Origin of the sequence: Ferdinandcohnia jepli (assembly GCF_047246645.1) — a bacterium.
Taxonomy (GTDB): domain Bacteria; phylum Bacillota; class Bacilli; order Bacillales; family Bacillaceae_L; genus Ferdinandcohnia.
In genome coordinates, this window is sequence record NZ_JBFOKR010000010.1 from 18,379 (window position 1) to 32,519 (window position 14,141).

Here is a 14,141-nt window from a genome sequence, read left to right on the forward strand (position 1 = left end):
ATTTTTCTAAGGGCCAAAGACCTAAGAAAAACCTTATTTCACCAATCGGGGTGTTAGCGTCCGTTATCTCCACCTATACGTCTTCGTTTCACATCACGTTCCTGCAGTTGGGGTCTTACGGACGATATACAAGGATAAAACGAGCTAAGTGCTAAGGAGGTTTACCATTGTTAGCAGAGCTATCTATAAAAAACTTTGCAATTATTGAAAATTTATCTATTTCATTTGAAAAAGGCTTAACTGTTCTAACAGGTGAGACAGGTGCCGGGAAGTCCATTATTATTGATGCAGTACACTTGTTAGTAGGTGGAAGAGGGTCAGCCGAGTTTGTAAGATATGGTGAAGAACGTGCTGAGATTGAAGGTCTTTTTCTTATTGATGATGACAATCATCCCTGTCATGCAAAGGCAGCAGAATTTGGTATAGAAGTAACGGAAGGTATGGTAGTCCTTAGAAGAGATATATCAAGAAGTGGAAAGAGTGTATGCAGAGTCAATGGCAAACTTGTCACAATTGCGATTCTTAGAGAAATTGGAAGAACGCTAATTGATATACATGGCCAACATGAACATCAAGATTTAATGAATCAAGACCGACACTTACATATGTTAGATCAATATGGCGGAAAAACAATTGAACGATCTCTTAACGAATACCAGGATGTATATCGAAATTATGTGAATGTAAGGCAAAGATTGAAGAAGTTTAATGAGAATGAGCAAGAAATGGCTCACCGTCTTGATTTAATCCAATTTCAACTCAATGAAATTGGAAATGCAGATTTAAAGCCTAGTGAGGATATTGAACTTCTTGAGGAAAGAAAAAAGATATCTAATTATGAGAAGGTATTTAAAGGACTACAAAATAGTTATAATGCTTTGTATGGAGATCAGCGGGGCCTCGATTGGGTTGGTCTCGCTATGAACCATATCGAGGATATAGCCGATATTGATAAGGAATTAAAAGAGATACACGAGACAATCTCTAATAGCTTCTATCAATTAGAAGAGATAACATACCGTTTGCGCGATCAGCTTGATGAACTGGAATATGACCCGGACAGGTTAGATTTTATTGAAAGTAGACTAAACGAAATTACCCAACTAAAAAGGAAATATGGACAATCCGTTGAGGAAATTCTTGAATATGCCGCAAAAATCGAGGATGAAATCGACACAATTCAAAATAGAGAACAGCATATAGACCACCTAAGAGAAGAGTTACAATCTGTTTTGGAGGATATAAAGCTTGAGGCAGAGAATATTTCAGTTCTTCGGAAACAATTAGCGAAGGAACTGATTGAAAAAATTGGTCAAGAACTTAAGGATCTTTATATGGAAAAGGCAAAGTTCGATATCGTCTTTTTTTCAAAAAATGAAGCGGAGCAAAAATTCACTTCAACTGGTATTGATGATATTGAATTTTATATATCGACAAATCCAGGTGAACCGTTAAAACCATTAGCAAAGATTGCTTCTGGTGGAGAACTCTCTCGAATAATGTTAGCGATTAAGAGTATTTTTTCTAAACACCAGGGTATTACGTCAATTATTTTTGATGAAGTGGATACAGGTGTCAGTGGTCGGGTTGCTCAAGCTATCGCGGAGAAGATTTATGGAGTATCCGTTGGCTCACAGGTTCTTTGTATATCACATTTACCACAGGTGGCTGCTATGGCTGATACACATCTGTTTATTGCTAAGGAAACTGTTCAAGGAAGAACAACCACATCCGTAAAAGCCTTAAATAACCAAGATAAAATCAAAGAAATAAGCAGAATGATTTCAGGCGTGGAAATAACAGACCTTACAAAAGAGCATGCAAAAGAATTATTAAAATTAGCAGATGATAGTAAAAAAAGCCGACAATTTGGAAATACTAAATATACACATAAAATATAAGTTATTATGTTAAACAAATCGTTAATGAGTGTATAACTGTCTGTATATATACTTTATACAATAAATTAAAATTTAAAATTTGTAATGCTATCCAAATTGGGTAGCTTTTTTAATCTCTTTACAGTTATAAATGTTACCGAGAAAGGCCAAATTATAGAATGTAGCCATGAAAATCGGTGGCGTGGGATAGGAGCGAGGAGAGTGAAAAGAAGTGAAAATAGATAAAATTAGATATATAATGGGAACATTTCTCCTTGTTTCAATAATGGCGTTAGGTTTTTATAAACCTATAAAAGAATATATAGAGATACCAAAAGAGCTAACCCTTTTTGAAGGTCAAGATTTTTCAGTTCATTCCTCATTACCCGTAACAACTACAGTCGGGAATACAACAAACCCTGCTTTTACAACGGCCGTAAAAAATCAAGAAATCTCAGTAGCTGCAAAAGAAAGCGGTGAAGGTGAGATGATGGTTGAAATGGCTGGTATTCCTGTGAAAAAAGTTAATGTAAGTGTATTGTCAGACTTTAGAGTTATACCAGGTGGACAATCAATTGGTGTAAAACTTAATACCCTTGGCGTACTGGTGGTTGGTCATCACCAAATCAATACTGAAGAAGGCAAAAAATCACCTGGTGAAATTGCTGGAGTTGAAGTTGGAGACATCATTAAAGAAATTAACGGTAAGAAAATCCAAAAGATGAGTGATGTTGGACCATTTGTACAGGAAGCTGGTAAAAATGGTAAACCACTCGACCTGGTAATCGTGCGAGATAATGAAGATATAAAAACAAAGCTTACGCCTCTCAAAGATAAAAATGATCAGGCATATCGTATTGGGTTATATATACGTGACTCAGCAGCAGGAATTGGGACAATGACATTTTACCACCCAGAGTCCAAAAAGTATGGTGCACTCGGTCACGTAATTTCAGACATGGATACGAAGGAACCAATTGTAGTGTCAGATGGACAAATTGTAAGATCTACTGTTACTTCGATTGAGAAAGGAAGTAATGGAGACCCTGGTGAAAAATTAGCAAGATTCTCTACTGATAAAGAAATAATCGGTAATATCACGAGAAATAGTCCTTTCGGGATATTTGGTGAACTTAATAAGCAGGTGAATAACGGTATAATGGATAAGCCGTTACCAATTGCTCTTTCTCATCAAGTGAAGCCAGGTCCTGCTAAAATTCTAACTGTTGTTGAAAATGACAAGGTTGAGGAATTTGACATTGAAATTGTAAGTGCTGTTCCGCAAAAGATCCCAGCAACAAAAGGGATGGTTGTGAAAATCACTGATAAGCGATTGTTAGAAAAGACAGGTGGAATTGTGCAAGGTATGAGTGGAAGTCCAATTATTCAAGATGGAAAATTAATTGGAGCAGTAACTCATGTATTTGTAAATGACCCAACAAGCGGATATGGTGTTCATATTGAATGGATGTTAAGTGAAGCGGGTATTGATATCTATAAAAAGGAACGAAAAAAGGCGAGCTAACCAGCTCGTCTTTTTTCGGCAATTCATTGAATTTATATCAAGAAATTTACTAAAGAACTTCAAAAATCACGTAATTGATATCGTAAATTAAAAAGGAAAGAGATATAATAAAATGTATCAAATAAAGATTTTTCGACAAAATTGATTCTTTAGCTATGTGTGTTGGCGTTTTTAGTCGAAATTTTTATTATAATGGAGAATAATTTATTTTTCAATAAAATTTTCCTATTTTTTTAAAAAATAAAAGGATTTCTTATTGCATTGTCGAATTCTTTCTTTAGAATATAAGATATATACAAATTATTCTGGATTTAGCTTTGAGGAGGAAACAGAGTGAAAAAGATAAAAGTATGTGTTGTGGATGACAACAGAGAGTTAGTAAACTTACTGGATGAATATTTATCAAGTCAAGATGACATCGAAGTGTTAGGTGTTGCATATAACGGTCAAGAATGTCTTAACCTTTTACAAGATAAGCAGCCTGACGTTCTCGTTTTAGATATAATAATGCCTCATTTAGACGGTTTAGCGGTTCTGGAGAAATTACGTGAATCAAATCGAGAAAAACAACCTAATGTTATCATGTTAACAGCGTTTGGCCAGGAAGATGTAACGAAAAAGGCAGTTGATTTGGGAGCGGCGTACTTTATTTTAAAACCATTTGATATGGAAAACCTAGCTAGTCGTATTCGCCAGGTAAGTGGCAAAGCGCCTCAGGTATTTAAAAGAGCGAACTCTGCAATCCGTACTCAATCTGAGAATCCTGCGAAAAACTTAGATGCGAGTATTACTAGCATTATTCACGAAATTGGCGTACCTGCACATATTAAAGGCTATATGTATTTAAGAGAGGCTATTTCAATGGTTTACAATGATATCGAACTATTAGGATCCATTACCAAGGTTCTATACCCAGATATCGCAAAGAAATTTAACACAACTGCAAGCAGAGTAGAACGTGCTATTCGTCATGCGATTGAGGTTGCGTGGAGTCGCGGCAATATCGATTCTATCTCTAATCTTTTTGGATATACTGTTAGCATGTCAAAGGCTAAGCCTACTAACTCAGAATTCATTGCAATGGTGGCTGATAAGCTCCGTTTAGAGCATAAGGCTTCTTGAGAGAGTAAGGAGTAGAGACAGCGTAGTCGATCATTAGGAAGCAAATAAGGTCACTACAACGAGAATGAAACATAAGAATGTACTTATATTATTTTTTTGATCATAAAAAAACACCACTTTTCCTAAAATGGAACAAGTGGTGTTTTTGTTTTAGCATGTGTTTACTTTTCTTTCTTTTCTGAAGAATTGTCAAGTTCAATCATTTTTTGAATAAGAATGTGCTGAGGCATATGCATTAGCTGTTCAATTGGCACATTTAACGCTTTGGATAATCTGAGAGCAGTATCTGCCGAAATTTGTAACGGTCTCATATGAAACCCCCTTTATTGTATAAGCTAGTAAGTGTTAAACTCAGTAGTAAAAGTATACCAAACAAAGGAGTAAGCGACTATGGAAACTAAAATATTTGGCCATCGAGGTTCGGCTGGTACTCACCCGGAAAATACAATGATTTCTTTTAAGGAAGCGGCTAGAGTTGGAGCTGACGGCATTGAATTAGATGTTCAAATGACAAAAGATGGCGTTCTAGTTGTCATACATGATGAAACAGTCAATCGGACAACAAATGGAAAAGGGTGGGTCAAAGATTTCTTATTTAAGGACTTAAAGAAACTAGATGCAAGTCATAAATTTAAAGAGAAGGTTGGTTTCTGTGGAATACCAACACTGGAAGAAGTGTTCGATTGGGTAAGTACGCAAAAAATAAAAGTAAATGTTGAGCTTAAAACCGGTCTAGTTCCATATAAAGGGATTGAAGAAAAGACGGTAGATATGATTCGGAATTTTAAACTAGATGATAGAATTATACTTTCGAGTTTCAACCACTACAGTATGGTTACATGTAGACAGCTTACAAGTTCTATTGACATTGCAATCTTGTTTATGGAGGGAATATATGAGCCGTGGGTTTATGCGAAGCGTATAGGAGCAAACTCGCTACATCCTTATCATCCTGTAGCGAAGAAAGAAATGATTGAAGAAGCGCAAAAAAACGGGTTCCCTGTTCGACCATTTACTGTTAATGATGAAAAGAAATTACTTCAATTCGCTGAAAATGGAGTCTCTGCTCTTATAACTGACTTTCCAGAAAGAGCAGTTCGTTTATTAAAGTAAGAAACAATATTGTGAACACACAAAAAAAATCCTGCGCATGCAGGATTTTTTAGTCTTCATTAGATTTATTTGTTGAAGGTCCTTGTTGAAACTTTTGTTGTACTTTGTTTCTTTTACGGTCTCGGTGAAGAATGAATCCCCCGATAAACGATAGGCCTGCTAAAAAGAAAATAAGACCGATTATAAATTGTATAAGTAGATTTGGCATTGGGGCATTAAGAATTCCAAAAAACATGTCTCTCATGTACTTGATCCCTAATCCTGCAATGACTCCGGGAATTAAAAGAATAATTAAAGCAAGGATGCGTTGCATATAAATGGTCCTTTCAAAATAAATTACTCATTTTAACTCTAAGCTTTTAAAAAAATTTGTCAAGTTTGAGCTGAAGGAGTATGATTAGATTGTGCACATTTCTGCAAATGGTAATACTTAATGTATGTAATTTTTTGCACTGTGCCATAGTAATTCGTAAAAACGGGTGGTGACAATACTTTTATGCAGAGAGTTATGATTGTTGGAGCTGGAAAAGGTGGTACAGCTGTATTACGAATACTACAAGAAACTGATATGATGTCAGTCGTTGCAGTTATTGACAAAAATGAGAATGCTCCCGGAATCGCATTGGCAAAAGAACTTAATATACCAACGGGAGTTGACTGGAATCAGTTTTTATCAGATGAAATTGATATTGTTATTGAGGCAACAGGACGTGAAGAGGTATTTAAAGCGATACTAGAAAAAAGAAGCAAAACAACTGTATTAATTCCAGGGGCTGTTGCTCATATTACCTCTAAATTAATGGAGGAAAAAGAATTATTAATTGAAAAATTAAAGGATGAAACATACAAACATGATCTGATTTTTAATTCAGCGCATGATGGAATGATTGTTATTGACGTATATAGTAACGTTATCTTACTCAATAATAGTGCCGCGAGGATGATAGGTGTTTCTAAGGAAGCTGCTCTTGGGAAGCATATATACGAATGTATACCATCGAGTAAGTTGCCTGACGTGCTTTCTACACGAGCTGTCGAGGTAAATCAGGAGTTCCTTCTTAAGAATGGAAGAAAGATTATTACTACTCGCATACCTATGGTAAACGAATCGGGAATACTGATAGGTGCATTTGCTGTTTTTAAAGATATTACGGAAGTAGTTAATTTAGCAGAAGAAATTACAAATTTAAAAGAAATTCAGACTATGTTAGAAGCGATTATCCAATCATCAGACGATGCAATTACGGTTGTTGATGAGGATGGCAGAGGGATTTTAATTAATCGGGCATATACAAGAATTACTGGTTTGGAAAAAGATGAAATTATTGGGAAACCTGCAAATGCGGATATTTCTGAGGGTGAAAGCATGCATATGCGTGTGTTGAAAACCCGCAGACCAGTAAGAGGTGCCCGCATGAAAGTTGGTCCTCATAATAAAGATGTTATTGTAAATGTCGCACCGGTTATTGTAGACGGAAAGTTAAAGGGTAGTGTTGGTGTTATTCATGATGTGTCTGAAATAAGCCAATTAACCACAGAATTAAACAGGGCGAGGCACATTATCAGGACCTTAGAAGCGAAGTATACATTTGACGATATTATTGGTGCGTCTGAGGAAATGGAATTTGCAATAGAACAGGCTAAACTAGGAGCTAAAACACCAGCGACTGTTTTGCTTAGAGGTGAGTCTGGAACGGGTAAGGAATTATTTGCTCATGCTATACATAATGAAAGTAAACGAAAATACAACAAATTTGTTAGAGTAAACTGTGCCGCAATCTCAGAGTCTTTACTGGAAAGTGAGCTTTTTGGATATGAAGAGGGTGCATTTTCCGGGGCAAGACGTGGAGGAAAGCGTGGACTATTTGAAGAAGCTAATAATGGAAGTATTTTCTTAGATGAAATTGGTGAATTATCAGCCAACACACAGGCTAAATTACTTAGAGTGCTGCAAGAAAAGGAAATTATTCGGGTAGGTGGAACGAAGCCGATTGCTATTGATGTCAGAGTAATTGCTGCGACCAATGTTAATCTAGAAAAAGGAATAGCGAATGGGACATTTCGAGAAGACTTATACTATCGATTGAATAAAATTCCAATTCACATCCCTCCTCTTAGAATGAGAAAACAGGATATTAAAGCGTTGGCAGAGCACTTATTACATAAAATAAATCAGGATTACGGAAGAAATATTGATGGGCTGACAGATGAAGCGATTACCTATTTGCACTCCTATCATTGGCCAGGTAATGTAAGAGAGCTTGAAAATGTACTCGGTAGAGCAGTTATCTTTATGAAATATCAGGAAAGACTAATAAATACCAAACATATACAAGCCTTACATAATGATGAAGGAAAAGAATCGTTTAAAATAACTGTTCCAACTCCAAATAAAAACGTACCACTTTCAGATTTAGTGGAAAAATACGAAGCAAAAGTGATTGCTGAAGTTCTCGAACTAAACGAAGGAAATAAAACAGCAACTGCCAAGTCTTTAGGTATTTCTTTGAGGAGCCTGTATTACAAGCTTGAAAAATACAACATTGCAAATATAAGCATGCAGTAAATTGCATAGCGTGCAAAAAAATGCACATGAAGTATCACAAAACAGTTTAAATAATAAAGCGTTTTCACAAAATGATAGTTGGCACGCTTTTTGCATATAAAATATACGGGTATAAAAGGTCAATTGAAAAGAGGGTTGAGCTACATGAAGTTAAACGAACTGCTCGTCAAAGCAACCCACAATTCTGGGACTACAGTAGCGGTAGCTGCTGCAGAAGACGAAGAAGTAATTGAAGCAATAGCAGAAGCACTTACCCACAAGTTAGCAAAGTTTATGTTATTTGGAGAGCGAGAGAAGATAACCGATCTCCTTACTAAAAGTGGTGTTAGACAAGCAACAGAAATTTCTATTTTTGAAACTGCATCAAAGGAAGAATCAGCAGCGTCTGCAGTTAAAGCTGTTCAAGCTGGAGAAGCCAATGTATTAATGAAAGGAAATATCCCAACTTCTTCACTTCTTAAAGCAGTTTTAAACAAAGAATATGGTTTGAGAACGGGTAGTGTTCTATCGCATGTGGCTGTATTTGAAATACCTGGATATGAGCGATTACAAATTATCACAGATGCTGCAATGAATATTGCTCCTACTCTGCAAGAGAAGGTACAAATCCTAAATAATGCAGTGACTGTAGCTCATTCTATTGATATTTCAGTTCCGAAGGTTGCTCCGATTGCGGCTGTTGAGGTTATAAACCCGGCTATGGAAGCTACTATGGATGCAGCGTTATTGACTCAAATGAATAAGCGGGGTCAAATTAAAAATTGTATTGTTGATGGTCCTTTGGCATTAGATAATGCAGTATCTGCTCTTGCTGCCGAGCATAAGGGTATAAATAGCGAAGTTGCAGGGCAAGCAGATATATTACTCGTACCTACGATTGAAGTAGGAAATGTACTTTATAAGTCGCTGATTTATTTTGCTAATGCAGAAGTTGGCGCTATTATTGCTGGTGCACGTGCACCAATTGTATTAACTTCGAGAGCTGATTCTGCGAAAAGTAAATTATATTCATTAGCATTAGCAGTATGCTCCGTCAACATATAAACAATCTTGGGGAGGAATTTACAAATGGAAATCTTTACTTATATGGAGAAATATGACTACGAACAATTGGTATTTTGTCAAGATAAGCAATCTGGATTAAAGGCGATTATCGCCATTCATGATACAACTTTAGGACCAGCACTTGGTGGAACTCGTATGTGGACTTATGAATCTGAAGAAGCAGCTATTGAAGATGCGTTACGTTTAGCAAAAGGTATGACATACAAAAATGCAGCAGCAGGCCTAAATCTTGGTGGAGGAAAAACAGTTTTTATCGGCGATCCGCGCAAAGATAAAAATGAAGAAATGTTCCGTGCCTTTGGCCGTTATATCCAGGGATTAAATGGTCGTTATATAACTGCAGAAGATGTTGGTACTACTGTTGCAGACATGGATCTTATCCATGAAGAAACGGATTTTGTAACTGGAATTTCTCCTGCATTTGGTTCTTCAGGTAACCCATCACCTGTTACCGCTTATGGTGTGTATAGAGGAATGAAAGCTGCAGCGAAAGAAGCCTTCGGTACAGATTCTCTTGAAGGAAAAGTAATTGCAGTACAAGGTGTTGGTAATGTTGCGTACAATCTTTGTAAACATCTTCATGCTGAAGGTGCACAGTTGATTGTTACCGATATTAATAAGGATGCAGTTGCACGTGCTGTAGAAGAATTTGGTGCGAAAGCTGTAGACCCAAATGAAATTTATAGTGTTGATTGTGATATCTATGCACCTTGTGCACTTGGTGCGACAATCAATGATGAAACAATTCCTCAAATCAAAGCGAAGGTTATTGCAGGAGCAGCTAATAACCAACTTAAAGAATCTCGTCACGGAGACGTAATTCATGAATTAGGGATTGTATATGCACCTGATTACGTAATTAATGCTGGTGGAGTAATCAATGTAGCAGATGAATTATATGGATACAACAAAGAACGTGCATTAAAGAAAGTTGAATTGATTTACGACACAATCGAAAAAGTAATTACGATTGCAAAGCGTGATGGAATTCCAACGTATCAAGCAGCTGACCGCTTAGCTGAAGAGCGTATTGATAGAATGAGAAATTCAAGAAGTCAGTTTTTACGCAATGGACATCATATTTTAAGCCGCAGAACAAAGTAAGGTAATCGATAAGATGGGGGACTTTTACAACACCCTCATCTTTACCTGTTTTTGTAGATGATATTTTATCGATATAATAAATATTTTTTACGAACACTCTTATAAGATACTCTGATGTTATACAAACTGGAGGTTTCAACTTTGCAAGAGAAGGAATATCGTATACTCATTATCAATCCAGGATCGACATCAACGAAAATTGGCGTATATGATAATGAACGTTCTGTTTTTGAAAAAACGATTAGGCATGATAGCACAGAAATAAATAAATATGAAACGATTTTTGACCAATATGAATTCAGGAAACACACAATCCTAGAAACGTTAGACAGTGAAGGCATAAATATTTCTAAATTAAGTGCTGTTTGTGGTAGGGGTGGATTATTAAGGCCTATTCAAGGGGGTACTTATCATGTAAATGAACAAATGCTTGAGGATTTGAAGATTGGATATGCAGGTCAACACGCTTCAAATCTCGGCGGAGTTCTAGCATATGAAATTGCAACAGGCTTAAATATTCCATCATACATTGTTGACCCGGTTGTAGTGGATGAACTTGAACCTGTTGCCCGTATCTCAGGTTTTTCGCTTATTGAAAGAAAAAGTATATTTCATGCGCTAAACCAGAAGGCAGTTGCAAGAAGGGTTGCAAAAGATCTTAGTAAAAGCTATGAGGAATTAAACCTGATTGTCACTCATATGGGTGGTGGGATAACAGTAGGTGTCCATAAACAGGGAAAAGTGATTGACGTTAATAATGGATTACATGGGGACGGGCCATTCAGCCCTGAGCGCGCTGGTACAGTTCCTGCTGGCGACCTTGTTAGCTTGTGTTTTTCAGGACAGTATTTTCGTGAAGAAATTATGAAGAAGCTAGTTGGTCAAGGTGGTTTAGTGGGGTACCTTGGCACAAATGATGCTCTAAAAGTAGAAAAAATGATTGAAAATGGTGATGAAAAAGCTGAGCTTATCTATAAAGCTATGGCTTATCAGGTTGCTAAGGAAATTGGAGCAGCTAGTACAGTACTAGCAGGTAAAGTAGATGCCATCATTTTAACAGGCGGTCTTGCTTACGGAAAAGAGTTTGTTTCCTCTATTTCTGAACAAATAAACTGGATTGCAGATGTAATTGTTCATCCTGGGGAGAATGAATTACAGGCGCTTGCAGAGGGTGCATTGCGTGTCCTTCGAGGAGAAGAAGAGGCAAAGAACTATCCAGGAAAACCGCTTCAGGTTTCCGTTCTTAAATAAGTGTTGAAGGAAGTGTGGATATATGGCAAAAGAATATGATGTAGTCATCCTTGGTGGCGGAACTGGTGGATATGTAGCTGCGATTCGTGCATCACAGCTTGGCTTGAAGGTTGCCGTTGTTGAAAAAGGAAAACTTGGTGGTACTTGTTTACATGCAGGATGTATCCCTAGTAAGGCTTTGTTACGTAGTGCAGAGGTGTTTGCAACTACTAAAAGAAGCGAGGAATTTGGAGTAATTGCGAATAACGTTTCCTTAGACTTTTCAAAGGTGCAAGAGCGAAAATCGAAAATAACTGACCAGTTATTTAAGGGTGTCCAGCATTTAATGAAACAGGGGAAAATTGATGTTTATGAGGGATTAGGACGCATATTAGGTCCTTCTATTTTTTCACCAATGCCTGGAACAATCTCGGTTGAAATGAATAATGGGGAAGAAAATGAAATGTTAATCCCTAAAAACGTCATTATTGCTACCGGATCTAGACCACGATCATTACCAGGATTAGAAATCGATGGTGAATATGTCATGACTTCAGATGAAGCACTTGAAATGACGAGTTTACCTAATTCGATAGTGATTGTTGGCGGGGGAGTAATCGGTATTGAATGGGCATCGATGTTACATGATTTTGGAGTTGAAGTAACAGTTCTTGAGTATGCAGACAGAATCCTTCCAACCGAAGATCATGAGGTATCAAAAGAAATGCAGCGCTTAATGAAGAAAAAAGGGATAAAGCTAGTAACAGGTGCAAAGGTTTTACCAGAGACTCTTGAAAAAGGTGAAGGTATTACAATAAAGGCAGAGCATAAGGGAGAAACAAAAGCCTTTTCAGCTGATAAAGTACTTGTTTCGGTTGGTCGCCAAGCGAATGTCGAGAACATTGGTTTGGATAATACGGAAGTTGTTGTGGATAAAGGTTATATCGCAACGAATGAATATTTTCAAACGAAAGAATCTCATATTTATGCAATTGGGGATGTAATTGGAGGATTGCAATTAGCACATGTTGCTTCACATGAAGGAATAGTTGCAGTAGAGCATATTGCACGCGAGAACCCATCTCCTATAGATTATTCTCTTGTATCAAAATGTGTATATAGTAGTCCAGAGGTAGCTAGTGTTGGATATACAGAACAAGAAGCAAAAGAAAAAGGCTATCAAGTAAAAGTTGGTAAGTTTTCTTTTAGAGCAATTGGAAAAGCGCTAGTATTTGGTGAGTCAGATGGATTTGTAAAGCTAGTTGTAGATGAAGCTACTGATGATTTGTTAGGTGTTCATATGATAGGGCCTCATGTTACAGATATGATTTCAGAAGCAGGATTAGCACGAGTATTAGATGCCACTCCTTGGGAAGTTGCGCATACTATTCACCCACATCCGACATTATCGGAAGCTATCGGTGAAGCTGCTTTAGCTGTCGATGGTAAGGCAATTCACGCATAAATCGAGTTAGTGTAAAAACATTAATTAATAGATAGTATGTTAGATTTTGATTTTTAGGAGGTATGAAAATGTCAGAAAATCGTCATCAGGCACTAGGGTTAAGTGATGAAGCGGTATTAGAAATGTATGAAACTATGCTGCTTGCTCGTAAACTTGACGAGAGAATGTGGCTTTTAAACCGTGCTGGAAAAATTCCTTTCGTTATTTCATGTCAGGGTCAGGAAGCTGCTCAAGTTGGAGCGGCATTTGCATTAGATCGTGAGAAGGATTATGTACTTCCGTATTATCGGGATATGGGAGTAGTACTCACTTTTGGTATGACAGCTACCGAATTAATGTTATCAGGATTTGCGAAAGCTGGAGATCCGAACTCAGGCGGAAGACAAATGCCGGGTCACTTTGGTCAAAAGAAGAACCGTATTGTAACCGGATCTTCTCCAGTAACGACTCAAGTTCCTCATGCAGTTGGTGTTGCGCTAGGTGGAAGAATGGAAGGGAAAGATTTAGTAACCTTCGTTACCTTTGGTGAAGGATCCTCAAATCAGGGTGATTTCCATGAAGGTGCAAACTTTGCGGCTGTTCATAAATTACCTGTTATTTTTATGTGTGAAAATAATAAATACGCTATATCCGTGCCATATGAAAAACAAGTGGCTTGTGAAAAAATTTCTGATCGTGCAATAGGGTATGGAATGCCTGGAGTAACTGTTGATGGCAATGATCCACTTGAAGTGTATAAGGTTGTTAAAGAAGCAGCAGATAGAGGTCGTCGTGGTGAAGGCCCAACACTTGTTGAAACTATTTCATACCGATTAACGGCTCACTCTTCTGATGATGATGATCGAGCATACCGTGAGCGGGAAGAAGTTGAAGAAGCGAAAAAGAAAGATCCAATTTATTCCTTTGCAACATATTTAAAGGATGTTGGGGTTATGAATGAGGAGAAAGAAAAGGAAATTTCAGACCGTGTAGCAAAACAAGTAAATGAAGCTACTGATTATGCTGAAAATGCACCATATGCTGAACCTGAACATGCACAAAATATGTTTATGCGGAAGAGTAAGGGGGAAG

11 protein-coding genes and 1 pseudogene are annotated in these 14,141 nt (G+C 37.2%); 10 read left to right on the top strand and 2 right to left on the bottom strand.

Annotated elements, in window-relative coordinates; all coding sequences use genetic code 11:
* Window positions 1-167: 167 nt before the first annotated feature.
* The 3 genes from recN (at window position 168) to spo0A (ending at window position 4,527) form a co-directional block, all read left to right on the top strand.
* Window positions 168-1,901 (top strand): DNA repair protein RecN, encoded by a 1,734-nt coding sequence (gene recN, locus AB3M96_RS11905; RefSeq protein WP_412967838.1) that lies wholly within the window; start codon window positions 168-170, stop codon window positions 1,899-1,901.
* 238 nt (window positions 1,902-2,139) lie between these two features.
* Window positions 2,140-3,405 carry a SpoIVB peptidase gene (gene spoIVB / locus AB3M96_RS11910; RefSeq protein WP_412967839.1) on the top strand — a complete coding sequence of 422 codons (1,266 nt, stop codon included), beginning with the start codon at window positions 2,140-2,142 and terminating at the stop codon, window positions 3,403-3,405.
* A gap of 333 nt (window positions 3,406-3,738) precedes the next feature.
* Complete coding sequence (spo0A, locus tag AB3M96_RS11915) at window positions 3,739-4,527, top strand: sporulation transcription factor Spo0A (protein WP_412967840.1); 789 nt, start codon at window positions 3,739-3,741, stop codon at window positions 4,525-4,527.
* Window positions 4,528-4,688: 161 nt separating this feature from the next.
* On the opposite strand, the gene AB3M96_RS11920 is transcribed toward spo0A, so the two are convergent.
* Window positions 4,689-4,838 (bottom strand): YycC family protein, encoded by a 150-nt coding sequence (locus AB3M96_RS11920; RefSeq protein WP_412967841.1) that lies wholly within the window; start codon window positions 4,836-4,838, stop codon window positions 4,689-4,691.
* A gap of 79 nt (window positions 4,839-4,917) precedes the next feature.
* Here AB3M96_RS11920 and AB3M96_RS11925 point away from each other — a divergent pair, with 79 nt between their 5' ends.
* Window positions 4,918-5,640, top strand: coding sequence for a glycerophosphodiester phosphodiesterase (locus tag AB3M96_RS11925; protein ID WP_412967842.1), 723 nt, complete (start codon window positions 4,918-4,920; stop codon window positions 5,638-5,640).
* Window positions 5,641-5,689: 49 nt separating this feature from the next.
* Here AB3M96_RS11925 and AB3M96_RS11930 read toward each other — a convergent pair whose 3' ends face one another.
* Complete coding sequence (locus AB3M96_RS11930) at window positions 5,690-5,953, bottom strand: DUF2627 domain-containing protein (protein ID WP_412967843.1); 264 nt, start codon at window positions 5,951-5,953, stop codon at window positions 5,690-5,692.
* A gap of 183 nt (window positions 5,954-6,136) precedes the next feature.
* On the opposite strand from AB3M96_RS11930, the gene AB3M96_RS11935 reads away from it, so the two are divergent.
* The 6 genes and pseudogenes from AB3M96_RS11935 (at window position 6,137) to AB3M96_RS11960 (ending at window position 14,133) form a co-directional block, all read left to right on the top strand.
* Entirely contained in the window at window positions 6,137-8,206 is a 2,070-nt protein-coding gene (locus AB3M96_RS11935; RefSeq protein ID WP_412967844.1) for a sigma 54-interacting transcriptional regulator, read from the top strand.
* A gap of 144 nt (window positions 8,207-8,350) precedes the next feature.
* Window positions 8,351-9,250, top strand: coding sequence for a phosphate butyryltransferase (yqiS, locus tag AB3M96_RS11940; RefSeq protein WP_412967845.1), 900 nt, complete (start codon window positions 8,351-8,353; stop codon window positions 9,248-9,250).
* Between the two features lie 24 nt (window positions 9,251-9,274).
* Complete coding sequence (gene bcd / locus AB3M96_RS11945) at window positions 9,275-10,375, top strand: branched-chain amino acid dehydrogenase (RefSeq protein ID WP_412967846.1); 1,101 nt, start codon at window positions 9,275-9,277, stop codon at window positions 10,373-10,375.
* 141 nt (window positions 10,376-10,516) lie between these two features.
* Entirely contained in the window at window positions 10,517-11,626 is a 1,110-nt protein-coding gene (gene buk, locus AB3M96_RS11950; RefSeq protein WP_412967847.1) for a butyrate kinase, read from the top strand.
* 22 nt (window positions 11,627-11,648) lie between these two features.
* Window positions 11,649-13,070 (top strand): dihydrolipoyl dehydrogenase, encoded by a 1,422-nt coding sequence (gene lpdA, locus AB3M96_RS11955; RefSeq protein WP_412967848.1) that lies wholly within the window; start codon window positions 11,649-11,651, stop codon window positions 13,068-13,070.
* Window positions 13,071-13,138: 68 nt separating this feature from the next.
* Window positions 13,139-14,133 (top strand): annotated as a pseudogene (locus AB3M96_RS11960) (thiamine pyrophosphate-dependent dehydrogenase E1 component subunit alpha).
* Window positions 14,134-14,141 lie beyond the last annotated feature (8 nt).

Bases quoted from the DNA above. Each gene is read 5' to 3' on its own strand.
- spoIVB (WP_412967839.1), top strand. From the start codon at position 2,140: ATGGGAACATTTCTCCTTGTTTCAATAATGGCGTTAGGTTTTTATAAA.
- AB3M96_RS11920 (WP_412967841.1), bottom strand. From the start codon at position 4,838: ATGAGACCGTTACAAATTTCGGCAGATACTGCTCTCAGATTATCCAAA.
- AB3M96_RS11925 (WP_412967842.1), top strand. From the start codon at position 4,918: ATGGAAACTAAAATATTTGGCCATCGAGGTTCGGCTGGTACTCACCCG.
- AB3M96_RS11930 (WP_412967843.1), bottom strand. From the start codon at position 5,953: ATGCAACGCATCCTTGCTTTAATTATTCTTTTAATTCCCGGAGTCATT.
- AB3M96_RS11935 (WP_412967844.1), top strand. From the start codon at position 6,137: ATGCAGAGAGTTATGATTGTTGGAGCTGGAAAAGGTGGTACAGCTGTA.
- yqiS (WP_412967845.1), top strand. From the start codon at position 8,351: ATGAAGTTAAACGAACTGCTCGTCAAAGCAACCCACAATTCTGGGACT.
- bcd (WP_412967846.1), top strand. From the start codon at position 9,275: ATGGAAATCTTTACTTATATGGAGAAATATGACTACGAACAATTGGTA.
- lpdA (WP_412967848.1), top strand. From the start codon at position 11,649: ATGGCAAAAGAATATGATGTAGTCATCCTTGGTGGCGGAACTGGTGGA.